Here is a 25,779-nt window from a genome sequence, read left to right as displayed (position 1 = left end):
TCAGGCGAGCGACTTGAGCCGGTAGAGCGCTTCGAGCGCCTGTTTGGGCGACAGTTCGTCGGGATCGATCCCGGCGAGCGCGTCGAGCGCGGCGGCGCTGGGCGGGAACAGGCCGAACTGCTGAGGCGCGTCGAGCGTCTCGGACGTGATCGGTGCGCGCGGGTCGACCGGGCGCTGCTGTTCGAGTTCCGCGAGGCGCGCGCGCGCCTGCGACACCACCGTTTTCGGCAGGCCCGCGAGCGCGGCGACCTGCAGGCCGAAACTGCGATCGGCCGGGCCGTCCTTGACGGCGTGCATGAAGACCAGCCGGTCGCCATGTTCGACCGCATCGAGGTGCACGTTGGCGATGCCGCTGCCGGGCTCGGCGAGGCGCGTGAGCTCGAAGTAGTGCGTCGCGAACAACGTGTAGGCGCGATTGACGCCCGCGAGGTGCCGCGCGCAGGCCTCGGCCAGCGCCAGGCCGTCGTAGGTGGAGGTGCCGCGGCCGATTTCGTCCATCAGCACCAGCGACTCGCTCGTCGCGTGGTGGAGGATGTAACTCGTCTCCGCCATCTCGACCATGAAGGTCGACTGCCCGCGGGCCAGGTCGTCGCCCGCGCCGATGCGCGTCAGGATCCGGTCGATCGGACCGATCACCGCGACGGCTGCGGGCACGAAGCTGCCGATGTGCGCGAGCAGAACGATGAGCGCGTTCTGCCGCATGTACGTCGACTTGCCGCCCATGTTCGGGCCGGTGATGACCAGCATGCGGCGGCCGACGTGGCCCGGCGCGCAGTCGAGGATCAGATCGTTGGGCTCGAACGGTGCATCGCGCACGGCCTCGACGACCGGATGCCGGCCGCGCTCGATACGGATGCCCGCAAACTCGGCAAGCTCGGGCTTCGACCAGTCCAGCATCTGCGCACGCTCGGCGAACGCCGCCAGCACGTCGAGCTCGGCCAGCGCGGCGGCGCATTGCTTCAACGGCTCCAGCCGCTCATTGAGCGCATCGAGCAACCGCTCGTACAGCAAGCGTTCGCGCGAGAGGGAACGCTCGCGTGCGCTGAGCACCCTGTCCTCGAACTGCTTCAGCTCGTCGGTGATGTAGCGCTCGGCGCCGGTCAGCGTCTGGCGACGCGTGTAATGCGTCGGCGCGCGCGAGGCCTGAGCCTTGCTGATCTCGATGTAGTACCCGTGGACGCGGTTGTAGCCGACCTTGAGCGTCGGAATGCCGCTGGCCTCGCGCTCGCGAGCCTCGAGATCGACCAGGAACTGGTCGGCGTTGGTCGAGAGCCGGCGCAGCTCGTCGAGCTCAGCGTCGTATCCATCGGCGAAGACGCCGCCGTCGCGCGCGAGCACCGGCGGATGCGGGACGATGGCTTCGGCGAGATGCGCGGCCGTCGCATCGTGCTCGCCGAGCGAGGCACGAAGCGCGAGCAGGCGCGGCGAGTCGAGCGGGGCGAGCAGGTCGCGCAGCGACGGCAGCATCGCGAGCGCGTCGCGCAGCGTCGACAGATCGCGCGGGCGCGCGCTCCGCAGGGCGACACGCGCGAGGATGCGTTCCACGTCGCCGACCGCGTGCAGCCGCTCGCGCAGGTCATCCGTCGCGCGGGCGTCGCCGAGCGTGGCCACCGCATCGTGGCGCAGCCGCAGCACGGTGCGGTCGCGCAGCGGCCTGTGCAGCCAGCGCCGCAGCAGGCGGCCGCCCATGGGCGTCACCGTGGTGTCGAGCACGCCGAGCAGCGTATGGCGGGTGTCGCCGTCCACGCGGGTGTCGAGTTCCAGATGGCGGCGCGTTGCCGCGTTCATGGCGATCGCGCCATCGCCGGACTCGACGGCGATCGAGGTGAGGTGGGGACGCCGCTGCTTCTGCGTCTCCTCGACGTAGCCCAGCAGCGCCGCGGCCGCGGCGATCGCAAGCGGTCGATCGTCGAGGCCGAAGCCCGAGAGGTCGTGCACCGCGAAGAAACGCAGCAGGTGGCGACGGCCGCCGTCGACGTCGAACAGCCACGGCGCGCGGCGACGCAGGCCGGTGCGCGTGCTGATGCAGGCGGGCAGGGGGTCTTCGTCGGGACACAGCACTTCGGCCGGATCCAGGCGCGCGATCTCCGCCTCGAGCTGGTCCTCGTTCGCGACCTCGTTGCACAGGAAGCGCCCCGCGGCGAGGTCGGCCCAGGCCAGGCCCCAGCCGTTCTTCCCGCGCGCGACGGCGAGCAGCAGCGTGTCGCGGCGCTGGTCGAGCAGCGCCTCGTCGGTCACCGTGCCGGGCGTGACGATACGGACGACCTTGCGTTCCACGAGGCCCTTGGCCAGCGCCGGATCACCGATCTGCTCGCAGATGGCGACCGACTCGCCGAGCGCGACGAGGCGCGCCAGATAGCTCTCGGCGGAGTGGTGCGGCACGCCGCACATCGGGATCGGCTGGCCGGCCGATGCGCCGCGCTGGGTCAGCGTGATGTCGAGCAGGCGCGCGGCCTTGCGGGCGTCGTCGTAGAAGAGCTCGTAGAAGTCGCCCATGCGGAAGAACAGCAGCACGTCCGGATGCTCCGCCTTGCAGGCGAAGAACTGGCGCATGAGCGGGGTGTGGGCGTCGGCGGGGCGGACGTCGGCGCTGGCGTCGGGCACGGGCGGGTTCGGTCGGGCGGGCCGGGCAGGGTCACCGGCGGGGCGACAGTATGCCGCGCGGCCATAATGGCCGGATGCACCCGCCCACCGACGACGACCTCCGCCGCCTCGGCGAGACCCTCGCGAGCGCCGCGCTCGCCCAGCACCTCACCGTGGTCACCGCCGAGAGCTGCACGGGCGGCTGGATCGCCAAGACGCTGACTGACCTCGCCGGTTCGTCCGCCTGGTTCGACTGCGGCATGGTGGTCTACAGCTACGAGGCCAAGCAGGCGTTGCTCGGGGTGAACCCGCACACGCTGGAGGCGCATGGCGCCGTCAGCCGCGAAACCGTCGTCGAGATGGTCTCCGGGGCCCTCGTGCACTCCGCTGCGACGCTCGCGGTGGCCGTCACCGGCATCGCCGGGCCGGGCGGCGGGACGGCCGACAAGCCGGTCGGTACGGTCTGGATCGGCTGGAAACGGCGCGGCGGCTACCCGCAGGCGACCGTCCACCATTTCGACGGCGACCGGGACGCGGTCCGGCGGCAGACGGTCGCGACCGCCCTCCGCGGCCTCATCGAGCTGGCGGCCTGACGAACGGTCTTGCGGTCACGGCCCGGGTTAGTAGTATTGCTACTAATGAACCTGACCGACACCCAGCAGGCGATCCTCGAAATGATCGCCGAGCGCATCGAGGCCGACGGCGTGCCGCCGTCGCAGACGGAGATCGCCCAGGTCTTCGGCTTCAGCAGCGTCCGCGCCGCGCAGTATCACCTGCAGGCCCTCGAGCAGGCGGGCGCGATCCGCCGGGTACCCGGCCAGGCGCGCGGCATCCGGCTCGTCGCCACGCCCAACGGGCCCGCGTCGAATGCGAACGACATGCTGCACCTGCCGGTGCTCGGCCAGGTCGCCGCGGGCCTGCCGATCGGCGCCGACATCGGCTCCGACGACATGGTGCTGCTCGACAAGAACCTGTTCGCACCGGCGCCGGATTACCTGCTGCGCGTCAAGGGCGACTCGATGCGCGACGAAGGCATCTTCGACGGCGACCTGATCGGCGTGCACCGCACGAACGAAGCGCGCTCCGGACAGATCGTCGTGGCGCGCGTCGATGACGCGATCACCGTGAAGCTGCTGAAGATCGCGAAGGACCGCATCCGCCTGCTGCCGCGCAATCCCGATTTCGCGCCCATCGACGTGCTGCCGGACCAGGACTTCGCGATCGAAGGCCTCTACTGCGGCCTCGTGCGGCCGAACCGTTGAAGCGCGGCGATTCGGGTAATTCCGACACCCGCCGCAGCGCACGTCCGACGGCGCGTGCCGGCCGTTCGTCGCAGAGTTCAGCTGCCGATGCCATCGTCTCAACCCCTGCGATGTCCGGCCCCGAGAATCTCCCTACACCTATGAACACCAGGAACCCGTCAATGGATGAGAACAAGAAGCGCGCACTTGCAGCCGCTCTCGGCCAGATCGAGAAGCAGTTCGGCAAGGGCTCGGTCATGCGCATGGGCGACCGCGCCGTGGAAGCCGTCGAAATCGTCGGCACGGGTTCGCTGATGCTCGATATCGCGCTCGGCATCGGCGGCCTGCCGCGCGGCCGCGTGGTCGAGATCTACGGTCCGGAGTCGTCGGGCAAGACCACGCTCACGCTGCAGGCGATCGCCGAGTGCCAGAAGAAGGGCGGCACCGCGGCCTTCATCGACGCCGAGCATGCGCTCGACCCGATCTACGCTGCCAAGCTGGGCGTCAACGTCGATGACCTGCTGCTCTCGCAGCCGGATACGGGCGAACAGGCGCTCGAGATCGCCGACATGCTGGTGCGTTCGAACGCGGTCGACATGGTCGTGGTCGACTCGGTCGCCGCGCTGACGCCGAAGGCCGAAATCGAAGGCGAGATGGGCGACCAGTTGCCGGGCCTGCAGGCCCGCCTGATGTCGCAGGCGCTGCGCAAGCTCACCGGCAACATCAAGCGCTCGAACACGCTGGTGATCTTCATCAACCAGCTGCGCATGAAGATCGGCATCATGATGCCGGGCCAGAGCCCGGAGACGACCACCGGCGGCAACGCGCTGAAGTTCTACGCCTCGGTGCGTCTCGACATCCGCCGCATCGGTTCGATCAAGAAGGGCGACGAGATCATCGGCAACCAGACCCGCATCAAGGTCGTCAAGAACAAGCTGGCGCCTCCGTTCAAGCAGGTCGTCACCGAGATCCTGTACGGCGAAGGCATCTCCCGCGAGGGCGAGCTGATCGACATGGGCGTCGACGCGAAGCTCGTCGAGAAGTCGGGCGCGTGGTACAGCTGCGACGGCGAGCGCATCGGGCAGGGCAAGGAGAATGCCCGTCAGTTCCTCAAGGAGAACCCGGCGATGGCGGCCAAGCTGGAAGCGGCGCTGCGTGAGAAGTTCGTTCCGCAGGAGATCAACCCGGCCGAAGCCGAGGCGGATGCCTGATCGGAACGATGTCACCGACACGCCCCCCACGTGATCACGAGTCGGCCCCGGGCGATGCGCCCGGGGCCGAGTCGTTTCCGCGATCCGGCGGATCGGACACGCCGCAGGGCATCGTGCGTCTGTCGGACCTGTTCTCGGTCGACGATTTTCCGGACGCCGCGCAGTCCACCGCGCGGCGTTTGCCGCAGGGCAAGCGGCGGTCCTCGACGAGCGGAGCCCTCAACGTTCCCACAACGGCGTCCGGGCCAGGCAAACCGGGGCGGCCGGCGGCAACCCTTGAGCCCGCTCGATGCGACCGGTCGGTCGATGCGACCCCGGCGCCAGCGCCCGGCGCGGCCCGCGACATCCATCCTCCGGCGGCATCCGCCCCGCTGGAGGCCGATGCGGGCCCCGCCTACGAGAGCCTGTTCGGAAACGAGAGCGACACACGCAGGCGGCCCAAGCGCGAGCGCAAGCCGGCGACGGCGCTTCAGCGCGCGCTCGGGCTGCTCACCCGCCGCGAGCATTCCCGGAAGGAACTCGTGCGCAAGCTCGTCCAGCGCGGCGTCGACGCGGGCGAGGTGGAAGCGGCCGTCGACAAACTCGCCGGCGCAGGCTGGCAGGACGACGCGCGCTTCGCCGAAAGCCTCGTCCGCAGTCGCGCGTCCACCGGGTACGGGCCGCTACATATCCGGGCCGAGCTCGGCACCCATGACCTCCCGGCCGAGGTGCGGCAGGCGGCCCTCGATGATTTCGACGGCGATTGGGTCGAAATCGCCCGCGACCTGGTCGCCCGACGCTTCGCGCGGGTCGACGACGCGCGGCAGCGTGAACGCAAGGCATCCGACTTTCTGATCCGGCGCGGTTTTCCCGGGGACGTCGTGCGCGCCGCGGTTCGGTCCGGCGCCGACGACTGAGCGGTCCATTCGCGTCCGCATCGGCCAGCGCCCCGCCTGTTACTCTTCGGGGTCCACATGAGCGCCCCTGCCGCCGACCGGCGGTCGTGCGGCTGCCCGTCGCCACTTCCGAATCGCGATCCCCGCATGAAAACGACGTCCGAAATCCGCAGCGATTTCATCGAGTTCTTCCGCAGCAAGGGCCATACCATCGTGCCCTCGGCGCCGCTCGTGCCGAACAATGACCCGACGCTGCTGTTCACCAACTCGGGCATGGTGCAGTTCAAAAACGTGTTCCTCGGCAGCGAGAAGCCGGGCTACGTACGCGCGGCCGACGTGCAGCGCTGCCTCCGGGCCGGCGGCAAGCACAACGACCTCGACCAGGTCGGCTACACCGCGCGCCACCACACATTCTTCGAGATGCTGGGCAACTGGTCGTTCGGCGACTACTTCAAGAAGGACGCCATCGCCTGGGCCTGGGAACTGCTGACCCGGGTCTGGAAGCTGTCCCCGGAGCGCCTGCTCGTCACGGTCTACCACACCGACGACGAGGCCTTCGACATCTGGCATCGCGAGATCGGCCTCCCGGTCGATCGCATCGTGCGCATCGGCGACAACAAGGGCGCACCGTACGCGTCGGACAACTTCTGGCAGATGGCCGACACCGGCCCCTGCGGCCCGTGCACCGAGATCTTCTACGACCATGGCCCCGACGTTGCCGGCGGCCCGCCCGGCTCGCCGGACGAGGACGGCGATCGCTACATCGAGATCTGGAACAACGTCTTCATGCAGTTCGACCGGCAGCCCGATGGCACGCTGGTACCGCTGCCCGCGCCGTGTGTCGACACCGGCATGGGTCTGGAGCGCATGGCGGCCGTGCTGCAGCACGTGCACAGCAACTACGAGATCGACCTGTTCCGGCACCTCATCGGCGCCGCCGCGAAACTCACGAACCGCAGCGACCTCGACAACAAGTCGCTGCGCGTGATCGCCGACCACATCCGCGCGTGCTCGTTCCTGATCGTCGACGGCGTGCTGCCATCGAACGAGGGCCGGGGCTACGTCCTGCGCCGCATCATCCGTCGCGCGATCCGCCACATCTGGAAGCTCAACGGGCTCACGCCGGACGGCACCTTCTGGAAGATGGTGGCGCCGCTCGTCGAGGTGATGGCGGACGCGTATCCGGAACTGGCGCAGAAGCAGGCGCTCGTCGAGCGCGCGCTGAAGGCGGAGGAAGCGGCGTTCGCGCAGACGCTCGACGCCGGCATGCAGCGCCTGGAGGGCTATCTCGCGCGCAATGGCGGTCGCATCGACGGCGAGCAGCTGTTCCAGTTGCACGACACCTACGGCTGTCCGCCGGACCTGATCGCGGACATCGTGCGCGAGCGTGAAGGTGCCGAGCTCGAGCCGTCGGCGATGGAGGATTACGAGCGCCTCATGGCCGAGCAGAAGGACCGCGCGCGCGCCGCAGGCAAGTTCGGCAATGCGACCACGCTGCCGGCCGAGCTGGCCGCGCAAATGGCCGCCACCGAGTTCCTCGGCTACGAGAAGCTCGTCGAGGGTGGCCTGCAGGTACTCGCCATTCTCAAGGACGGACGTCCGGTCGACTCGATCGAGGCCGGCGACGAAGCGGTCGTCATCCTCGATCGCACGCCGTTCTACGCCGAGAGCGGTGGACAGGTGGGCGACGCGGGCGAGCTCGACGAGAAAGACGTGCGTTTCGTCGTCCGCGATACGCTGAAGTTCGCCGGGCAGTTCCACGGCCACGTCGGCGCGCTGCAGGCTGGCCGCCTGTCGCGCGGCGATCGGCTCATGGGCTCCGTCGATGCAGTGCGTCGCGCCGCGACCGTGCTCAATCATTCGGCGACGCACCTGCTGCATGCGGCGCTGCGCCGCGTGCTCGGCGAGCATGTCGCACAGAAGGGATCGCTCGTGGCGCCGGACCGCCTGCGTTTCGACTTCTCGCATTTCCAGCCGATCGCACCCGCCGAGCTCGCGGAGATCGAGCGCCAGGTGAATGCCGAAATCCGCTCCAATCATGCGGTCGACGTGCACCACATGGGCATGCAGGAGGCGGTCGACTTCGGCGCACTCGCGCTGTTCGGCGAAAAGTACGGCGACCGCGTGCGCGTGCTGCGCATGGGCGAAGCGTCCACCGAACTCTGCGGCGGCACGCACGTATCGCGCACGGGCGACATCGGCCTGTTCAAGATTCTGTCGGAAGGCGGCGTGTCCGCGGGCGTGCGCCGCATCGAAGCGGTGACGGGGCAGGGCGCGCTCGACTACGTGTCGACCGAGCTGCAGCGGCTCGACGAGGCCGCGCGCCTGGTCGGGGCGTCGCGCGCCGACGTCTCCGACAAGGTGCGCGCGATGCTCGATCGCCAGCGCCGTCTGGAACGCGAAATCGAATCGCTCAAGGCCAAGGCGGCCTCGGGCGCGACGTCCGACCTCGCTTCCAGCGCGGTCGACGTCGACGGCATCCGCGTCGTGGCCGCGCGGCTGGAAGGCTTCGATGCCAAGGCCCTGCGCGATGCCGTCGATCGGCTAAAGCAACAGCTGGTCGATGCCGTTGTAGTCCTCGCGGGCGTCCAGGACGGGAAGGCCGCGCTCGTGGCCGGCGTCAGCGGTCGCGCGCTCGGGCAGGTCAAGGCGGGCGACCTGCTGGGCGTGGTCGCGCGACAGGTCGGCGGCAAGGGCGGTGGCCGTCCCGACATGGCGCAGGGTGGTGGCGACGACGGTCCCGCCCTCCAGTCCGCGCTTGCCGGCGTGCCCGATCTCGTAAAGGAACGTACTGCCGCTGCAGGAGTGTGAACAGCTTCCTTGCGGCGTGAAATGGCCGCTCGCTAACATGGCGGGCGTTTGTGTCCAAATATCAGTGCGCGGCAGAGGCCGCGCGCCCGGCAAGATGCCGGTTCAAGGAGGTCGTAATGCTTATCCTGACGCGGCGCGTCGGCGAAACCCTGATGATCGGCGATTCGGTATCGGTGACGGTGCTGGGCGTCAAAGGCAATCAGGTGCGTATCGGCATCACCGCACCGAAGGACGTCGCCGTCCATCGCGAGGAGATCTATCAGCGCATCCAGCGTGGCGGCGAGGTCCGCGACGAGGCGGCGGACGACGCGCAGGGCTGACGGATTGCCGCATTGCCGCCGGGGCGTTAACATCCCCGGCCTCGCGGCGCTAACCGCGGGAAAAACCCGGAGACGTGCCCGAGAGGCCGAAGGGGCTCCCCTGCTAAGGGAGTATGGGGTCAAAAGCTCCATCGAGGGTTCGAATCCCTCCGTCTCCGCCAGTTGTACCGCCGCATCGCGGCACCGATCGCAGAGAAATATGTACTGCGATTTTCGATGAAAAATATTGACGGACGGTTCGACGGACGCCATAATTTTTCGACTACGCGCCCGTAGCTCAGCTGGATAGAGCACCAGGCTACGAACTTGGGGGTCGGAGGTTCGAATCCTTCCGGGCGCGCCATACAAGACGGAAAGACCGATGGGAAACCATCGGTCTTTTTGTTTGTGCGTTCGCAGGTGCACACCTCTGAATTGCCGGCGTAATCGACAAATGCGCGTCGATGACCGCTCGGCGGCCGGGGCGTTGCCGCGATGCCTCGCCCTCGAATCGGTCAGCGGGCCAGCTCGTCGACGACGGTCCCGGGCGCGCGCATCCAGGCGAAGTGATCGGCATGCGCGCCGAGCGCATCGGTGTCGAGTATCGCGACGTGGCGATCGCGGCAGGCGGTCTTGGACAGCAGGTAATCGAGCGACGAACTCGGCGCCAGCCAATCGCGTGCCGGCAACACGGCGCGCACCGGCACGTCGACCTCGCGCAGGCGTGGCTCGATGTCGCCTACGCCCGGCGCCGCATAGCGGCCGGTCAGGCCGGTGCGCGACCAATCTCGGATCACGCCGCGCGCCTCGTTGCCTCCGAAGCCGATGCGCCGACCCGGGAGCGAACCGAACGCGCTCGCCATCGCCGCCAGCAGCCGGTAGGCCGCAGGCAGCCACAAGCCGACCCGGCGCGGAAATGCGCGCCAGTAGGGCGAGCCGCTGGCGACCAGCCAGAGCGCGCCGATGCGGCGGGGCGCGAGTGCGAGCGAGCACGCGGCAAGCTGACCCCCGAGGCTGTGGCCGCCGATGACGTCCACGCGGCCGAATTCCGCGGCGGCGGCGCCGAGTGTCCCGGGTATGTCGAGAAGGAGCAGTTCGCGATACGCCCAGTCGCGATCGCGGGCGGCGCGCCACGAACTGCTGCCGAATCCCCGCCATTCGTGGACCACGACCGCGATGCCGCGGCGCGCGAGTTCGGCGGCGAACGCTTCGTACGTGCGCGCCGGCACGCCGAGCGCGGGAATCCAGGTGAGCACGCGGTCCACGCGGTCGCCCGAGACCGCGAGCGCCTCCCAGGCATGGCCGTCCTCGCTCCGGCACGGCAGCCAACGCGCGCTGACGGTCATCGGCCCGCGGCGAAGTGATCCAGGACAGTGATGTCGCTGCGGCCCGGCCGGTACCCCTGCAGCAGCGCGCGGTGCACGTAGTCGGTGCCGCGCGCGCAGGCCGCGGCGAGCGAGTGCCCCAGCGCGAGGTTGGCCGCGATGGCGGACGCGAGCGTGCAGCCCGTGCCATGCGCGCGGACCGCCAGGCGCGGATGCTCGAAGCGCTCGGTCCGGCCGCCCGGAAGCGCGAGCAGGTCGACCACCGGACCGTCCCCGCGCAGGTGGCCGCCCTTCAGCAGGACGCCACGGCAGCCGCGCGCGATCAGCGCGCGCGAGGCCTCGAGGACATCCTCGTGGTCGATGATGTGGCGCGCGAGCAGCACCTCGGCCTCGGGCACGTTGGGCGTCAGCACGGCCGCCATCGGCAGCAGGCGATCGCGCAGTGCGCCGACGGCATCGGGATCGAGCAGGGCGGCGCCCGACGTCGCCACCATGACGGGATCCACCACCACCGGCACCGGATGCTGGCGCTCCAGCGCATCCGAGACCGCGTGGATCACCTCGGCGTTCGCGAGCATTCCCAGCTTGACCGCGCGCACCTCGAAATCGGCGAAGCAGGCATCGACCTGCTCGGCGATGAAGGCCGGGTCGGTGACGGCGACGCCGGTGACGCCGCGTGTGTTCTGCGCCGTCAGCGCCGCGATCGCGCTCAGGCCGTGCACGCGATGCGCGGCGAAGGTCTTGAGGTCGGCCTGGATGCCGGCCCCGCCACCGGAGTCGGATCCGGCGATCGTGAGGACCGACAGCGTCACAGGACGTCGGAGGCGAAGTCCGCCAAACGCGAACGCTCGCCCCGGCGGAGCGTCACGTGCGCGCTGTGCGGCCACGCCTTGAATCGGTCGACGACGTAGGTGAGGCCGGACGTCGTTTCGGTGAGGTAGGGCGTGTCGATCTGCTCGAGATTGCCGAGGCAGACGATCTTCGTGCCGGGACCGGCGCGGGTCACCAGCGTCTTCATCTGCTTGGGCGTGAGGTTCTGCGCCTCGTCGAGGATCACGTAACGCGACAGGAAGGTGCGGCCGCGCATGAAGTTCATGGAGCGGATCTTGATCCGCGAGGCCAGCAGGTCGTTCGTCGCAGCCCGTCCCCAGCTGCCGCCTTCCTGGTTGCTCGTCAGCACTTCGAGGTTGTCGGTCAGCGCGCCCATCCAGGGCGTCATCTTTTCTTCCTCGGTACCCGGCAGGAAGCCGATGTCCTCGCCGACGCTCACCGTCGCGCGGGTCATGATGATCTCGCGGTAGATCTGCTGGTCCATCGTCTGCGCAAGCCCCGCGGCGAGCGCGAGCAGCGTCTTGCCGGTGCCGGCCGTGCCGAGCAGCGACACGAAATCCACTTGGGATTCATCAGCGCGTTCAGTGCGAAGTTCTGCTCGCGATTGCGCGCGTGGATGCCCCAGACCGCATGCTGCGGCGTGCGGAAGTCGTCGACGATCTGCAGTCGCACGCGCTGGTCGTCGACGCCGACCACGCGCAGTTCGGCTTCCTCGTCGCCGGGCAGGTGCAGGAACTGGTTCGCGTACCAGTCGTCGCCGTCGGCACGCGCGATCTCGTAGTACGTGCGGCCGCGCTCGGTCCACGAGCGCAGGCCCTTGCCGTGCCGCTGCCAGAAATCCTCCGGCAGCTCGGTGACGCCGGTGAACAGCAGGTCGAGGTCGGTGAGCGCGCGGTCGTTCTCGTAGTCCTCGGACGACAGGCCGGCGATCGCGGCCTTGATGCGCAGGTTGATGTCCTTCGATACGAGGACGACCGCGCTGTCGGGCTCGCGCTGCTGCAGCGCCTCGACCGCGCCGAGGATGGCGTTGTCCGGCACGACCGCACCGAACTTGGGGGTGATCTCGTTCGGCTGCGTCTGGAAGCGCAGGCGCCCGACGCTCTGCGGGCCCCGCAGGTTGAGCCCCTCGGGCTGCATCAGCGGCACGCCGGCGGAGAGCGCCTCGTGGCCGTGCGACTGGATGAGTTCGTTGAGGTAGCGGCTGGCCTGCCGCGCATTGCGGCTCGCCTCGGACGTGCCCTTCTTGCCGCGATCGAGTTCCTCGATCACCTGCATCGGCAGGTAGACGTCGTGCTCCTCGAACCGGAACAGCGCGGTCGGGTCGTGCATCAGGACGTTGGTGTCCAGCACGTAGGTCCGCTTGCCTGACGTCATCTGCCGCTCCGTGATGCGCGCCCGTCGCGCGCCGACGGGTCACGATAGCGCCGCTGGCGTGACGGGTGAAGCGTATTCAGCCGCCGCTGAGTTCGCGGAGCGTCGCCAGTACGGCCGCGGCATGGCCCGCGACCTTCACCGGCCGCCAGACGTGGGCGACGCGGCCGGCCGGATCGATCAGGAAGGTGCTGCGCTCGATCCCGAGGGAGGTGCGGCCGTACAGCGTCTTCTCGCGGATCACATCGAACGCCCGGCACAGGGCTTCGTCGCGATCGCTGACGAGGTCGAATACGAACCCCTGCCTGGCGCGGAAGTTCTGGTGCGACTTCACGGTGTCGCGCGACACGCCCAGCACCGCGGCGTCCGCGGCCTCGAATTCCGGCAGCAGCGCATTGAAGTCGAGCCCTTCGGTGGTGCAGCCGGGCGTGCTGTCCTTCGGATAAAAGTACAGCACGAGCCAGCGACCGCGGTAGGCGGCGAGCGACGTGGCGGCGCCGCTGGCGAGCGCCAGCGGAAGGTCGGGAACGGTGTCGCCGGGGCCGGCGATCGGGGCGGGCGCGGACATGGCGTTTCCTGGGACGAAGTCGACGCGCAGCGCGCGTCGCGGGCGGATCAGAACTTCATGGGATCCATGATCGCATCGAGGTTCAGGTGATCGCAGAACTCGAGGAAGTCGTCGCGCAGCGCCGCGATGTGCATGCTCGACGGCACGCCGATGGTCAGCTGGGCCGAGAACATGTCGGCGCCGGTCTGCATGGCGCGGTAGCGCGAGCAGTGCAGCGTCTCGATCGTGATCCCCTGGCGGTCGAAGAAGTCGGCGAGCTGGAACAGGATGCCCGCCTTGTCGGCCGCGACCACTTCGACGACGTACGGCAGCAGGTTCGACTGCACGGGCTTCGGGCCGGTGCGGTACCAGACCAGCTTCAGGCCTTCCTCGCGCTCCAGCCGCGTGAGCATCGCCTCGAGCTTGGCGACCGCGTCCCACGAGCCGACCGCCAGCGCGGTGACCGACACATCGCGGCCCACCGTCGACAGGCGCGCGTCGACCATGTTGCATCCGCTGTCGGCGATGCGGCGCGTGACCATCAGCAGGGGCGAGGCCGGATGCGTGGTGTACGCGTTGATCAGCAGATGGTTTTCGTTCGGCGACGGCCGGGGAGCGGTGTCGGTCAAGGCGGCGCCTGCGATCGGGAGGAGGGGAGAGCCCGGCGGAGCTGCCGGTGGAAAGCCGCATCCGCGGCCCGACAGGATACTTGCCGCCGGTTTTTCGCCGCAAGTAACATCCGCCCGCGCATACTGCGCCCATCCGACGACTTTTCTGCATCCGCGGAGGCTCCCTTTGCGACTCAGCGGCAGCATCACCGCGCTGGCCACGCCCTTCGACGTGTCCGGCGAACTCGACCTCGACGCGTGGCAACGCCTGCTGCGCCAGCAGCTCGACGCCGGCACGCAGGGCGTGGTCGTCGCCGGCTCGACCGGCGAGGCCGCCGCATTGCTCGATCCCGAGTACGACCTGCTGCTGCGCATGGCGGTGGAAACGGTCGGGGGGCGCATCCCCGTGCTGGCCGGCACCGGACTGTCGAACACGCTCAAGACCATCGAGCTCACGCGCCGTGTCGCGGCGCTGGGCGCCGACGCGGCGCTGGTGGTCACGCCACCCTACGTGCGGCCGACGCAGGCGGGCCTGGTCGCGCACTACCGGGCGCTCGCGAGCGACGCCGCGCTGCCCATCGTGCTCTACAACGTGCCCGGCCGGACCGGCTGCGACCTGCTGCCGGAGACGGTGGCCGAGCTCGCCGGCCATCCACGCATCGTGGGCATCAAGGAAGCCCGCAGCGAGCCCGAGCGCATGGCCGCGCTGCTGGCCTTCCGCGACGCCGGCTTCGCGGTGCTCAGTGGCGACGACGCCACGGCCTGCCGTGCGATGCTCCAGGGCGCCGACGGGGTGATCTCCGTGGCCTCGAACGTCGTGCCGGGGATGTTCCGTCGCCTGTGCGACCTGGCGCGGGCGCGCGACCCGGGCGCCGCGGACGTCGATGCGCAGTTGCACGAGCTCTACGATTTCCTCGGCGTCGAGCCGAACCCGATTCCGGTCAAGGCGCTGCTGGCGCGCCTGGGCATCGGGCACGGCCTGCGCCTCCCGCTCATCGAACTGTCTCCCGCGCATGCCGAGTCGGCGACGCGGTTGGCCGGCCTCATCCAGCAACTCGAAACCGCCTGCCGCACCGTCGTCGCGGCCTGAACCCGGAGCGTCCATGTCCAAGCTGTCCCCCGTGCGCGTCGCCCTTCTGGCAGTGGCGGTCGCCGCTACCGCCACCGGCTGCGGCTGGTTCCACAAGGGCTCGAAGCTCTACAGCGGCCCGGTCGAATCGCGACCGCTGGAAGTGCCGCCGCCGCTCGACACGTCCGCGACCACCGCGTCGGCGACCGCGAGCAGCATGACCTCCTCGGGCGCGCAGCAGGCGGCCGCACAGTCGTCGTCGCTCGGGTTCACGGTCGCCGGCTCGCGTGAGGACGCGTACGCCAAGCTCGGCACCGCCCTGGGCAGCGTGCCCGGTGCGGTGATCGCCAACCGTGCCCCGTTGCTCGGCGCCTACGACGTGAACTACGGCGGCTCCAACTTCCTCGTGCGCGTCAGCGCGGGCGCGGGCGGGAACAGCTACGTCGCCGCGATCGACCCGCGCGGGCTGCCGGCGACGGGCGATGCCGCGCGACGCCTCGTCGCCGCGCTCAAGGCCTCGCTCGCTCCCTGATCGGTCGCCGTCCACATCAAGCGAAACGGGCGCCCCGCGGCGCCCGTTTTCGTCTGGATGGTCCCGCGCTCAGCGTTCGAGCAACGGCAGCTTGTTCGGCTTGCCTTCCCACTCGGCGGCATCCGCAGGCGCGTCCCTGCGGGCGGTGATCGCCGGCCATTCCTTCGACAGCTCGGCATTGAGCGCGATGAACGACTCCTGCCCGGCGGGCACGTCATCCTCCGGGTAGATCGCGTTGATCGGACACTCGGGCTCGCAGAGCGTGCAGTCGATGCACTCGTCCGGATCGATCACCAGGAAGTTCGGACCTTCGCGGAAACAGTCGACCGGGCAGACCTCGACACAGTCGGTGTACTTGCACTTGATGCAGTTCTCGGTGACGACGAAGGGCATGGCGGCGATTCCGTGGGAGCGCGGCGATTTTACGCCGCCTGAAACGAAACAACCCGCGCATCGCTGCACGGGTTGCCGGTGTGGCCTGTCGCGACTGAGCAGTGCGCCGGACCGTGTATATGGCGCTCCCTACGGGATTCGAACCCGTGTTTTAGCCTTGAGAGGGCCACGTCCTAGGCCTCTAGACGAAGGGAGCAAGAGGAAAGCGCTGGAAGCTCCGTCCGGCGCGGCGTGTAGTATAGGCGGGCTCACTGTCCCGCGGCAATGGGCTTTCCCTCGGCTACGCGGCGCCGCCCGCTGATGACCCTCGATTCCGACGCTGCCCTCTCGATCATTCCGCGCGACGCGCACAACGTGTCGCGTCGCGACATCAGCCCCAACGCGCTCCGCGTCCTCTACCGCCTGCGCGAAGCCGGGTTCGGTGCCTATCTGGTCGGCGGCGCGGTACGCGACCTGCTGATCGGCGGGCATCCGAAGGACTTCGACGTGGCGACCGACGCCACGCCCGAGCAGGTGCGCGCGCTGTTCCGCAACTGCCGCCTCATCGGCCGGCGCTTCCGGCTCGCGCACGTCGTGTTCGGCCGCGAGATCATCGAGGTCGCCACGTTCCGCGCCAACCAGGTCGAGGAGGAAGGCGTCGAGGCGCACGAAGTCGAGGCCGTGATCCGCGACAACGTCTTCGGCTCGATCGAGGAAGACGCGGTACGTCGCGATTTCACCGCGAACGCGCTGTACTACTCGATCGAGGACTTCTCCATTCGCGACTACGTCGGCGGCTTCCAAGACGTACAGGCGCGCGTGCTCCGGCTGATCGGCGACCCCGAGCGACGCTACCGCGAGGACCCCGTGCGGATGCTCCGCGCCGTGCGCCTGGCGGCGAAGCTCGGCTTCACCATCGACGGTCCGACTGCCGAGCCGATCCCGCGGCTGGCGGCTCTGCTGCGCGACGCGGCGCCGGCGCGGCTCTTCGAGGAGTGCCTCAAGCTCTTCCTGTCGGGTCACGGCGTGCAGAGTTTCCTCGGGCTCGAGGCGCACGGCCTGCTCGATGTCCTCTTCCCGGAGTCGGCCGGTGCGTTGCGATCCAATCGCAGCGGCGCGCTTCGGCGGATGGTGCTCAAGGGACTCGCCGAAACCGACGCGCGCGTCGCGGCCGAGGAGCCGGTGTCGCCGTCGTTCCTGTTCGCGCTGCTGCTGTGGCCGGCGTACTGCCGCTCGCTGGCGCGTCTCCAGGCCGACGGCGTGCAGGCGCCCGAAGCGCAGCAGCGCGCGGCCGACCGCGTCACGCTGCACGAGATGGACGTGATCGCGCTGCCGCGCCGCTTCTCGCTGCCGATGCAGGAGATCTGGCTGCTGCAGCCGCGCTTCGCGCAACGGCAGCGTCGTCGCGTGTTCCGGCTTTTGTCGCATCCGCGTTTCCGCGCGGCCTTCGATTTCCTCGTGCTGCGGCTGACCGCGTCGGACGAGCACGCGGGCGACGTCGAGTTCTGGCGCGAGGCGCAGCAGCACCCCGACGCGGCGGTGAACGCGGCCGAGGCGGCGGGCGAGTTCGACGAGGCGGGCGACAAGCCGCGCCGGCGCCGACGTCGCCGGCGTGCGTCCGGCGGTCCCGGCGAGTGAACGCGGTCGTCGAGGCCTATGTCGGGCTCGGCGCGAACATCGGTGATGCGGCCGCGGCGGTCGAACAGGCTATTGGCTGCCTGGCTCGACACGAGAACATCCGGCTGGTCGCGCGCTCCTCGCTCTACCGCACGCCGGCCTGGGGCGACACCGACCAGCCGGATTTCGTGAACGCGGTGGCGCGGATCGAAACGTCCCTCGGCGCCGCACCGCTGCTGGACGTCCTGTTGCGCATCGAGCGTGACGCGGGCCGGGACCGTGCGCGCAGTCGCCGCTGGGGCCCGCGCGAGCTCGACCTCGACCTGCTGCTGTACGGCCAGGCCCGCATCGACACGGCCGGCCTGCACGTGCCGCATCCGCATCTGCACGAGCGCGCCTTCGTGCTGGTGCCGCTCGCGGAGATCGCCCCGTCGCTCGACATTCCCGGGCATGGCCGCGTCGACGCGCTGGCGCGTGAGATGGCAAGCGCCGACATCGAAGCGCTACGCTAGCCGCATGTACACCAATGCCGCCGGCGCCACGACGTCGCCCGTGACCCTTCCCCGGCTGCTGCAGGCGCGGGACGAGGGTCGACGCATCACGATGCTCACCTGCTACGACGCGGGCTTCGCGCGCGCGATCGATGCGGCGGGCGTGGACTCCGTGCTGGTCGGCGATTCGCTCGGCATGGTGGTGCAGGGTCACGGCAGCACGTTGCCGGTAACGGTCGCGGACATCGAATACCACACCGCGTGCGTCGCCCGCGGGCTACAGCGCGCGCTGCTGCTTTCCGACATGCCGTTCCAGTCCGACGCGACGCCCGCCGCCGCGATCGACGCGGCCACGCGCTTCCTGCGCGCCGGCGCGGCGATGGTCAAGATCGAAGGCGCGGGCTTCAAGCTCGACGTGATCCGCCATCTTGTGGAGCGAGAGACGCCGGTCTGCGCGCATCTGGGTCTTACGCCGCAGTCCGTGCTCCGCCTCGGCGGCTACCGCGTGCAGGGCCGTGGCGACGAAGCGGCGGCACGCCTGCTGGACGATGCGCGCGCGGTCGAGCAGGCCGGTGCGTCGATGCTGGTGCTCGAATGCGTGCCGGCGCCGTTGGCGGAGCGCATCACCGCGTCGTTGTCGATTCCCACCATCGGGATCGGCGCCGGGCCGGGCTGCACCGGCCAGGTGCTCGTCCTGCACGACATGCTCGGCCTGCGGCATGGGCGCCAGCCGCGCTTCGTCAAGGACGTCCTCGCGACCGGCGGCAGCGTCACCGGCGCATTCGAGGCGTTCGTTCGCGAAGTCGGCGAGGGCGCGTTTCCCGGCCCCGAGCACGGTTACGCCTGAGCATGACGACGGTCATCGATTCGCTCGCGTCGCTTCGCGACACGGTCACCACGTGGAAGCGCAACGGCGAGCGCGTCGCGTTCGTGCCCACGATGGGCAACCTGCACGCGGGTCATTTCTCGCTGGTGCGCCTCGCCCGCGAGCACGCCGACCGCGTGGTCGCGAGCGTGTTCGTCAACCCGACGCAGTTCGGACCGAACGAGGATTTCTCGCGCTATCCGCGAACGCCGTCGCAGGACATCGAGGGCCTGCGCGAGGCGGGCTGCGACCTGCTGTGGCTACCCGACGTGCCGACGATGTATCCGTACGGGGCGTCGCAGGCGGTGCGCGTGCAGGTGCCGGGTGTGACGGACATCCTGGAGGGCGCGCACCGGCCCGGTCATTTCGACGGCGTTGCCACCGTGGTCGCGCGCCTGTTCCTGCAGGTGCAGCCGGACGTCGCCGTGTTCGGGCGCAAGGACTACCAGCAGCTGGCGGTCATTCGTTATCTGGTCCGCGATCTGGCGTTTCCGATCGACATCGTCGCGGCGCCGACGGTCCGCGAGCCCGACGGCCTCGCCATGAGCTCGCGCAACCAGTACCTGTCGGACACGGAACGCCCGGTGGCGGCGCGCATCCACGCCGTACTGCAGGCGATGCGCTCGGCCGTGCAGGGCGGCGGCGCGATCGGGCAGGCGGAGGCGGCCGCTGCGGAAGCGCTCACCGTGGACGGTTTCGAGGTCGACTACGCGGCCATCCGCCGCCGCGACCTGCAGCCCGCCGGTCCCGGCGATCATGAACTGGTCGCGCTGGTGGCGGCGAAGCTCGGCCGCACGCGCCTCATCGACAACCTCGAATTCGACCGATCGGCCAGCTGAACGCCTGCATGCTGCACCGCGCCATGCGCTGCTAGACTTCGCGTGTCCAGTGCCCGCGGCCCGCGGGACGAGTCCGCCGCCATGCTCCTCAGTCTGCTCAAGGCCAAGATCCACCGCGCCACCGTCACCCATGCGGAGCTGCATTACGAAGGCTCCTGCGCGATCGACGGACGCCTGCTCGACATCTCGGGCATCCGCGAGTACGAGCAGATCCACATCTGGAACGTCAACCAGGGCACGCGTTTCGTGACGTACGCGATCCGCGCGGAGGAGGGGAGCGGCACCATCTCGGTGAACGGCGCCGCGGCGCATCTGGCGCAGCCCGGTGACCTCGTCATCATCGCCGCCTACGGACAATGCGACGAGGCGGAAGCCGCGACGTTCAAGCCGGTGTGCGTGTACGTCGACCGCGACAACCGCCTGACCCACACCAACCAGTCGATCCCCGCACAGGCCGCGTAACGCATGTCCATTGCCGACCGCCTCAGCCCATTGCGCGCCGAGGCGGCGCGCATGGAGTCCGTCCTGCTTCGCGACCTCGTCGCGGACGACCCCGACCGGGCGCGCGACTTCGCGTTGCGCGTCGGCCCGATCCACGCCAGCTTCGCGCGCCAGCGCTATGACCGCGGCGCGCTCGACGCGCTGTTCGCGCTCGGCGAATCGCTGGATTTCGATGGCCGGCTGGCGGCCCTGTTCGCCGGCGAGCACGTCAACGTGACCGAGCGTCGCCCGGCGCTGCATACGGCGCTGCGCAGCGGCCTGTCCGATTCCGACTCGGCGATGCGTGCGCATGCGATGGCGCGCGAGGCGCGTGGCGCGATGCAGGCGATGGTCGCCGCCATCGCAGGCTCCGGCGTCACGGACGTGGTCAGCGTGGGTATCGGCGGTTCTGACCTCGGGCCCCGGCTGGCGGTCGATGCGCTCGCGCCCCCGGGCGGCGGCGGGATCCGCGTGCACTTTCTCTCGAACGTCGACGGCCACGCCGCCGAGCGCGTCCTGGCCGGGCTCGATCCCTCGCGCACCGCCGCGCTGCTGATCTCCAAGAGTTTCGGCACGCAGGAAACGCTGCTCAACGGCCGCCTGCTGCGCGACTGGCTGGGCGACGACACGCGGCTCTACGGCATCACCGCGAACGTCGATCGCGCCGCCGCGTTCGGCATTCCGGTGGAGCGCGTGCTGCCGATGTGGGACTGGGTCGGCGGGCGGTATTCGCTGTGGTCCGCCGTGGGCCTGCCGATCGCCATCGCGATCGGCATGGACGGGTTCGAGGCGCTGCTGCAGGGCGCGTGCGAAATGGACGCGCACGTCGCCGGCGAGCCGGTGCGGCGCAACCTCGCGGCGTGGCATGCGCTCACCGCGGTGTGGAATCGCAACGCGCTCGCGCTGACCAGCCAGGCGGTGCTGCCCTACGACGAACGCCTGCGCCTGTTGCCGAACTACCTCCAGCAGCTGGTGATGGAAAGCCTGGGCAAGTCGGTGCGCATCGACGGCGCGGACGTGGACGTGGACACCGTGCCGGTGTGGTGGGGCGGCCCGGGCACCGACACGCAGCACAGCTTCTTCCAGGCGCTGCACCAGGGCACCACCGTGGTGCCCTGCGATTTCGTCGGCGTGGTCCGCGCCGATGCGCCGCACCGCGCCAACCACGACGCGCTGCTGTCGAACCTGCTGGCGCAGAGCGAGGCATTCGCGAACGGTCAGGACAGCGACGATCCGCACCGCCGCTATCCCGGCGGCCGACCCAACACGATGCTGCTGCTCGATGCACTGACGCCACAGGCGCTGGGCGCACTGATCGCGATGTACGAGCACAGCGTGTACCTGCAGTCGGTCGTGTGGGGGATCAATGCGTTCGACCAGTTCGGCGTCGAGCTGGGCAAGCAGATCGCCGATCGCCTCCTTCCCGCGGTGCGCGGCGAGGCGCCGGCCGACGACCCGGTGACGCGCGCGCTGATCGCGGAGATCGGTGCACACCGCTGAGTCCGTGCAGCGCGGCGCGCGATCGGGGGGCGCCCTCGGTCGACTCAACGCTTGCGCGGAGCGCGCGGCGATCTCTTCGATGACGAAGGTACGACGGCGTCCGCCGCCTTCTTCGCGGCCGGCCGGGGGCGAGGTGCCGGCAGCGCCGCCGCCGTCGCGTCCAGTACCCGCCGCAGCCACTCGCCGTCGTCCCAGGCATCGGGTGACAGTCGGAGATAAAGCTTCGCGCCCGGATACGGCGGCCCGAACTGCGGCGTCGTCGCTTCGGCGATCACCTCGCGTCCGGCCGGCGTGTCCTTGACGAACAGCACGTCGTCGCAGACGAAGGCCACCGGGAGGCCGTTCCGGTACAGGCAGTACTCGCCGAACATCCGCTTGGTGGCGTACGACGCGCCCCGCGTGCCGAGCTGGTCGATCAGGAACTCGACGGTGGCGGGATCGGTGGCCATGGCGATGTCCTTGGTGGATTCACTGCCGGGTGAGCGCCCGGGCGACGCGTCTAACGCGGCCGTGCGGTGCCGGCGTGTCGGTCGAGCGCCCATTCCACGCTGTCGCGCACCACCGGGTCCGCGCTGTCGCGGCGCGATTCGAGTGCCTCGAGCACGGCGGGGGTGGCGGGCGCATTGCCAAGTGCGATCGCGATGTTGCGCAGCCAGCGGGCATGGCCGCTGCGACGGATCGCGGTGCCTTCGGTGCGCCGCAGGAACTCCTCTTCCGACCACGCGAACAGCTCGGGCAGCGTCGCGGTGTCGAGATCGTTGCGCGCGCGGAAGTCGGGCTCGTCGGTGCGCCGTGCGAACTTGTTCCAGGGGCAGACGAGCTGGCAATCGTCGCAACCGAAGATGCGGTTGCCGATCAGCGGCCGCAGCTCCGGGTCGATCGCGCCCTCGTGTTCGATGGTGAGGTACGAAATGCAGCGGCGCGCATCCAGCCGGTGCGGCGCGACGATCGCGCCCGTCGGGCAGACGTCGATGCAGCGCGCGCACGTGCCGCAATGGGACGTCGCCGGCGCGTCCACCGGCAGCGGAAGGTCGACGTAGATCTCCCCGAGGAAGAACCAGGAGCCGCCGTCACGGTCGATGAGGCAGGTGTGCTTGCCGATCCATCCGAGCCCGGCGTTGCGGGCGAGCGCCCGCTCGAGCACGGGCGCGGAATCGACGAAGACGCGATATCCGAACGGTCCGATCTCGGCGGCGATCCGCTCGGCGAGCGTCTGCAGCCGGTGCCGCATGAGCTTGTGGTAATCCCGGCCCAGCGCGTAGCGGGCGACATACGCGCGTTCGCCGTCGGCCAGCGTCTGCCAGGCCTCGGCATCGTCGCGCCGGCCGTAGTCCAGGCCCACGCTGATCACGCGCAACGTGCCCGGCAGGAGTTCCGCGGGCCGCGCGCGCTTGCTGCCGTGGCGCGCCATCCAGTCCATCGATCCGTGCAGGCCCCGATCGAGCCAGTCGGCGAGGAACGCCTCGTCCTCCGCGAGCTCGACGCCGCTGATGCCGCAGCGCTGGAAGCCCATGTCGCGCGCGAGTTGGCGCACGCGCGCGGCGGTCGCGGCGAGGTCCAGGGGTGCGTCGACCGCGGCGGCGGGGCTCATGGGCGAAGTATAGAATCCGGCGATGCGCGACCTTCCGCCGCTGTTCGACACCGATTCAGTGCGTCGCTTCGATGCCGCCGCGATCGCGGCGGTCGGCGGGTCCTCGATCCTGATGACGCGCGCGGGGCAGGCCGCCTGGCAACGCGCGCTCGACCTCTGGCCCGCGGCGATGCGGCTCGTCGTCGTCTGCGGAAGCGGAGGCAACGGCGGCGACGGCTACGTACTCGCGACGCTCGCGCACAAGTCCGGCCGCCGCGTGCAGGTCATCGAGTTCGCGCCCTCGGGCACGCGCCATGCCGATGCCGCCGCGGCGCGCCAGCGCTTTGTGGAGGCCGGTGGCGCGATCGCGGCGTGGAGCGGCGTGCTCCCCTCGGCCGACCTGGTCGTCGATGCGCTGTTCGGCATCGGCCTCGCGGGCGCACCCGAAGGCGCAGCGGACGCACTCATCGAAGCGATCAATGCGCAGGACGCGCCGGTGCTCGCGATCGATGTCCCCAGCGGCGTCGACGCGACCGGCGTGCCGGGCGTCGCCGTGCTCGCGACGGCCACGGTCGAATGCCTGCTGCCGAAGGCGGCGCTTCGCACGGGCCGCGCCCTCGAATGCGCCGGGCAGTCGTCGTGCGCGGCGCTCGACGTGCCGGCGTCGGTCGAGCGACCGCGGCCCGCCGCCGCGCTCGCGTCGGTTGGGCATCTCGGCGCGTCGCTGCCGCCCCGGCGCCGTGACAGCCACAAGGGCGACCACGGTCGCATCGCGTGCATCGGCGGCGACCACGGCAGCGGCGGCGCGATCCTGCTCTGCGCGGAGGCAGCCCTGCGCAGCGGCGCCGGCCTCGTGCGCGTGCACACGCGGGACGAGCACCGCGTGGCGCTGCTCGCACGCCTGCCCGAGGCGATGTCCGTCGCGGAAGACGCGGACCCGGCGCCGGCCTGGGCCGATGTGACGGTGATCGGGCCCGGGCTGGGGCAGGGCAACTGGGGCTTCTCGCAGCTGCATCGCGTCGTCGAGGCGAAGCGCCCGTGCGTCATCGACGCCGATGCACTGAACCTCGTCGCGCGCCACGGCATCGCCCTTCCGGACGGGGCGGTGGCGACGCCGCATCCCGGGGAGGCCGCGCGGCTGTTGGGCATTCCGGTCGCCGACGTGCAGCGCGACCGGTTCGGATCGGCCGCACGCCTCGCCGAACGGCTGCGAAGCGTGGTCGTGCTCAAGGGCGCGGGGACGATCGTTGCCGCGCCCGAACACACGCCCGTCGTGCTGGATGCCGGCAATCCGGGCATGGCGACGGGCGGGATGGGCGACGTGCTGGCCGGCGTCATTGCGGCGGTGCGCGCCCAGGGGCTCGAGCCGTTCGACGCGGCCTGTACGGGAGCGCTGCTGCATTCCGCGGCCGCCGACCGCGCGGCGCAGGCGGGCGAGCGCGGCCTGCTGCCGACGGACCTGATGCCGTTCCTGCGCACGCTGGCGAATCCGGCATGACCTGGCACCTCCCCGACGCCGCCGCGACCGACGCGCTGGGGGCGGCGCTCGCGGCCACCCGCCCGCCCCGGGCGGTCGTGCACCTGGTCGGCGACCTCGGTGCGGGCAAGTCGACGCTCGCCCGCGCGCTTCTACGCGCGCTGGGCGTGCAGGGGGCGATCCGCAGCCCGACCTACACGCTCGTCGAACGCTACGCGGTCGATGGAGGCGAGGCCTGGCACCTCGACCTCTACCGCATCGGCGACCCCGGCGAGATCGATTACCTCGGCCTGGATGCCGACGCCGTCGTGCTGTGGCTGGTCGAATGGCCCGAACGCGGCGCCGGCGCGCTTCCGCCGCCCGATCTCGTGGTGGCGCTCGATCTTGGAGGCACGGGCCGTAACGCCGCGCTGACGGCCTCCTCACCAGTGGGCGACGAATGGCTCGGTCGGCTCACAGCCGCCTTCACGCCCGAACTCTTCACGGCCGGCTGAGAAACAGGCGGCAGGTCACGGATTCGCAAGGGAAAAGTTGCTTGCATTGACCCCTCCGCAGTGGTTGACTTACTGCCATGCGCGTGAAGGCTGACACTGTCCAGAAGATGGTCCTCGGAGCGGCGCTCCTGGCGGCGCTCGTCTGGAACCTGGCGCAGGCCGCCGAGGTTCGCGGCGTCCAGCTCGACAGGGGCCCCACCGGCACTCGTGCCGAGGTCGCGCTCGACGCGGCGGCGGCCGACTACCGCGTCATCCGCCTTTCCGCCCCTGAACGTCTCGTGGTCGACCTCCCGGCGTCCTCGATCCGCCGTGGCGCTCCGTTGCCGTCGCCGACCGGCGTGGTCCGCAGCGTCCGTTACGGCGCGCCCGCGCCGGGCGTCGCGCGCATCGTGTTCGACCTCGCGCAACCGGTGGCCGCGTTGCAGCCTCGCATCGAGCCGGCGGGTGCCGGCGCCCGCCTGGTGCTGGAGTGGCCGGGCGACGACGAGCCCGTGGCGGTCGCTGCCGCTCCGACCGCCTCCGTGCCGTCGCCGACGGTGCTGCAGCCGCCTTCCACGCCGCCGGGCACCGCCATCGAGCGGCCGTCGATCGACGCCGTGATCGCCTCGGTGGCCGGCTCGTCCCAGGCCGCCCCGGCCGTGACGACGACGCCGGTCCTGCCACCGCAATCGTCAGCGCCCGCGATCGTGGCGCCGCCCCGCATCGAAGCCTCGGCAGCTACCACGGCGTCATCCGCCCCGGTCCTCCTGCCGGCGCCCGCCGCGCCGCGCG

General features: G+C 70.3%; 24 protein-coding genes, 3 tRNA genes and 2 pseudogenes. 19 read left to right on the top strand and 10 right to left on the bottom strand.

Going from position 1 to position 25,779, the window contains the following annotated elements; translation table 11 throughout:
- Nucleotides 1-2,553, bottom strand: a complete 2,553-nt coding sequence (mutS, locus tag E4F61_RS07650) for a DNA mismatch repair protein MutS (RefSeq protein ID WP_133479108.1) — start codon at nt 2,551-2,553, stop codon at nt 1-3.
- Nucleotides 2,554-2,678: 125 nt separating this feature from the next.
- Here mutS and E4F61_RS07645 point away from each other — a divergent pair, with 125 nt between their 5' ends.
- The 8 genes from E4F61_RS07645 (at nt 2,679) to E4F61_RS07610 (ending at nt 9,384) form a co-directional block, all read left to right on the top strand.
- Entirely contained in the window at nt 2,679-3,176 is a 498-nt protein-coding gene (locus E4F61_RS07645; RefSeq protein WP_133479081.1) for a CinA family protein, read from the top strand.
- Between the two features lie 45 nt (nt 3,177-3,221).
- The gene (lexA, locus tag E4F61_RS07640; RefSeq protein ID WP_133479080.1) at nt 3,222-3,845 is read left to right on the top strand and encodes a transcriptional repressor LexA; all 624 of its coding nucleotides are present in this window, start codon (nt 3,222-3,224) and stop codon (nt 3,843-3,845) included.
- 161 nt (nt 3,846-4,006) lie between these two features.
- Nucleotides 4,007-5,035: a recombinase RecA gene (recA, locus tag E4F61_RS07635; protein WP_115646452.1), complete on the top strand. Its 1,029-nt coding sequence runs from the start codon at nt 4,007-4,009 to the stop codon at nt 5,033-5,035.
- A 404-nt stretch (nt 5,036-5,439) separates the two neighbouring features.
- Complete coding sequence (locus tag E4F61_RS14855; RefSeq protein ID WP_238382845.1) at nt 5,440-5,931, top strand: regulatory protein RecX; 492 nt, start codon at nt 5,440-5,442, stop codon at nt 5,929-5,931.
- A gap of 126 nt (nt 5,932-6,057) precedes the next feature.
- The gene (gene alaS / locus E4F61_RS07625; protein ID WP_133479078.1) at nt 6,058-8,721 is read left to right on the top strand and encodes an alanine--tRNA ligase; all 2,664 of its coding nucleotides are present in this window, start codon (nt 6,058-6,060) and stop codon (nt 8,719-8,721) included.
- A 116-nt stretch (nt 8,722-8,837) separates the two neighbouring features.
- Complete coding sequence (gene csrA, locus E4F61_RS07620) at nt 8,838-9,041, top strand: carbon storage regulator CsrA (RefSeq protein WP_133479077.1); 204 nt, start codon at nt 8,838-8,840, stop codon at nt 9,039-9,041.
- A gap of 68 nt (nt 9,042-9,109) precedes the next feature.
- Nucleotides 9,110-9,202 (top strand) — tRNA-Ser (locus E4F61_RS07615).
- 105 nt (nt 9,203-9,307) lie between these two features.
- Nucleotides 9,308-9,384 (top strand) — tRNA-Arg (locus tag E4F61_RS07610).
- A 151-nt stretch (nt 9,385-9,535) separates the two neighbouring features.
- On the opposite strand, the gene E4F61_RS07605 is transcribed toward E4F61_RS07610, so the two are convergent.
- The 5 genes and pseudogenes from E4F61_RS07605 to E4F61_RS07585 all read right to left on the bottom strand — a co-directional run bounded on the left by E4F61_RS07605 (nt 9,536) and on the right by E4F61_RS07585 (nt 13,723).
- Nucleotides 9,536-10,366, bottom strand: coding sequence for an alpha/beta hydrolase family protein (locus E4F61_RS07605; RefSeq protein ID WP_133479076.1), 831 nt, complete (start codon nt 10,364-10,366; stop codon nt 9,536-9,538).
- On the bottom strand, nt 10,363-11,157 hold the full coding sequence (thiD, locus tag E4F61_RS07600; RefSeq protein ID WP_133479075.1) for a bifunctional hydroxymethylpyrimidine kinase/phosphomethylpyrimidine kinase: 795 nt from the start codon (nt 11,155-11,157) through the stop codon (nt 10,363-10,365). Before thiD ends, E4F61_RS07605 begins: the two co-directional genes overlap by 4 nt.
- Nucleotides 11,154-12,550 (bottom strand): annotated as a pseudogene (locus tag E4F61_RS07595) (PhoH family protein). The gene thiD and the pseudogene E4F61_RS07595 overlap by 4 nt, the downstream one beginning before the upstream one ends.
- A gap of 76 nt (nt 12,551-12,626) precedes the next feature.
- Nucleotides 12,627-13,115, bottom strand: a complete 489-nt coding sequence (locus tag E4F61_RS07590; RefSeq protein WP_133479074.1) for a peroxiredoxin — start codon at nt 13,113-13,115, stop codon at nt 12,627-12,629.
- A gap of 47 nt (nt 13,116-13,162) precedes the next feature.
- Entirely contained in the window at nt 13,163-13,723 is a 561-nt protein-coding gene (locus E4F61_RS07585) for a glycine cleavage system transcriptional repressor (RefSeq protein ID WP_133479073.1), read from the bottom strand.
- 166 nt (nt 13,724-13,889) lie between these two features.
- Here E4F61_RS07585 and dapA point away from each other — a divergent pair, with 166 nt between their 5' ends.
- Together dapA and E4F61_RS07575 are read left to right on the top strand one after the other, a co-directional pair.
- Nucleotides 13,890-14,792 carry a 4-hydroxy-tetrahydrodipicolinate synthase gene (dapA, locus tag E4F61_RS07580; protein WP_133479072.1) on the top strand — a complete coding sequence of 301 codons (903 nt, stop codon included), beginning with the start codon at nt 13,890-13,892 and terminating at the stop codon, nt 14,790-14,792.
- Nucleotides 14,793-14,805: 13 nt separating this feature from the next.
- Entirely contained in the window at nt 14,806-15,303 is a 498-nt protein-coding gene (locus tag E4F61_RS07575) for a hypothetical protein (protein WP_133479071.1), read from the top strand.
- Between the two features lie 69 nt (nt 15,304-15,372).
- Here the strand turns inward: E4F61_RS07575 and fdxA are convergent, their stop codons facing one another.
- Nucleotides 15,373-15,696 (bottom strand): ferredoxin FdxA, encoded by a 324-nt coding sequence (gene fdxA, locus E4F61_RS07570; RefSeq protein ID WP_133479070.1) that lies wholly within the window; start codon nt 15,694-15,696, stop codon nt 15,373-15,375.
- A gap of 120 nt (nt 15,697-15,816) precedes the next feature.
- Nucleotides 15,817-15,892, bottom strand: a tRNA-Glu gene (locus tag E4F61_RS07565).
- A gap of 128 nt (nt 15,893-16,020) precedes the next feature.
- Between E4F61_RS07565 and pcnB the strand changes: the two are divergent.
- From pcnB to pgi, 6 genes and pseudogenes are all read left to right on the top strand, one after another.
- A pseudogene (pcnB, locus tag E4F61_RS07560) lies at nt 16,021-17,313 on the top strand (polynucleotide adenylyltransferase PcnB); the annotation flags it as partial.
- Entirely contained in the window at nt 17,310-17,804 is a 495-nt protein-coding gene (gene folK / locus E4F61_RS07555) for a 2-amino-4-hydroxy-6-hydroxymethyldihydropteridine diphosphokinase (protein ID WP_133479068.1), read from the top strand. The pseudogene pcnB and the gene folK, both read left to right, overlap by 4 nt.
- A 4-nt stretch (nt 17,805-17,808) precedes the next feature.
- Nucleotides 17,809-18,630, top strand: coding sequence for a 3-methyl-2-oxobutanoate hydroxymethyltransferase (gene panB, locus E4F61_RS07550; RefSeq protein WP_133479067.1), 822 nt, complete (start codon nt 17,809-17,811; stop codon nt 18,628-18,630).
- A gap of 2 nt (nt 18,631-18,632) precedes the next feature.
- Nucleotides 18,633-19,487 (top strand): pantoate--beta-alanine ligase, encoded by an 855-nt coding sequence (gene panC / locus E4F61_RS07545; RefSeq protein ID WP_133479066.1) that lies wholly within the window; start codon nt 18,633-18,635, stop codon nt 19,485-19,487.
- A gap of 81 nt (nt 19,488-19,568) precedes the next feature.
- Complete coding sequence (panD, locus tag E4F61_RS07540; protein WP_133479065.1) at nt 19,569-19,949, top strand: aspartate 1-decarboxylase; 381 nt, start codon at nt 19,569-19,571, stop codon at nt 19,947-19,949.
- 3 nt (nt 19,950-19,952) lie between these two features.
- The gene (pgi, locus tag E4F61_RS07535) at nt 19,953-21,467 is read left to right on the top strand and encodes a glucose-6-phosphate isomerase (protein ID WP_133479064.1); all 1,515 of its coding nucleotides are present in this window, start codon (nt 19,953-19,955) and stop codon (nt 21,465-21,467) included.
- Between the two features lie 44 nt (nt 21,468-21,511).
- Here the strand turns inward: pgi and E4F61_RS07530 are convergent, their stop codons facing one another.
- Entirely contained in the window at nt 21,512-21,916 is a 405-nt protein-coding gene (locus E4F61_RS07530) for a TfoX/Sxy family protein (protein WP_133479063.1), read from the bottom strand.
- Between the two features lie 50 nt (nt 21,917-21,966).
- Nucleotides 21,967-23,058 carry a tRNA epoxyqueuosine(34) reductase QueG gene (gene queG, locus E4F61_RS07525; protein WP_133479062.1) on the bottom strand — a complete coding sequence of 364 codons (1,092 nt, stop codon included), beginning with the start codon at nt 23,056-23,058 and terminating at the stop codon, nt 21,967-21,969.
- A 22-nt stretch (nt 23,059-23,080) separates the two neighbouring features.
- Between queG and E4F61_RS07520 the strand changes: the two genes are divergently transcribed.
- The 3 genes from E4F61_RS07520 to E4F61_RS07510 form a co-directional block, all read left to right on the top strand.
- On the top strand, nt 23,081-24,535 hold the full coding sequence (locus E4F61_RS07520; protein WP_133479061.1) for an NAD(P)H-hydrate dehydratase: 1,455 nt from the start codon (nt 23,081-23,083) through the stop codon (nt 24,533-24,535).
- A complete protein-coding gene (tsaE, locus tag E4F61_RS07515) occupies nt 24,532-25,008 on the top strand; it encodes a tRNA (adenosine(37)-N6)-threonylcarbamoyltransferase complex ATPase subunit type 1 TsaE (protein ID WP_133479060.1) in 477 nt (158 codons plus the stop codon). Before E4F61_RS07520 ends, tsaE begins: the two co-directional genes overlap by 4 nt.
- A gap of 83 nt (nt 25,009-25,091) precedes the next feature.
- Nucleotides 25,092-25,779 (top strand): AMIN domain-containing protein (locus tag E4F61_RS07510; protein WP_162301442.1); only part of this gene is annotated, 688 nt, incomplete at its 3' end.

The sequence above is a fragment of the Cognatilysobacter segetis genome, assembly GCF_004359965.1.
In the GTDB taxonomy this organism is placed as follows: domain Bacteria; phylum Pseudomonadota; class Gammaproteobacteria; order Xanthomonadales; family Xanthomonadaceae; genus Cognatilysobacter; species Cognatilysobacter segetis.
Note: the sequence above shows the minus strand (reverse complement) of the source record. Positions and strands in the feature narration are given on the sequence as shown.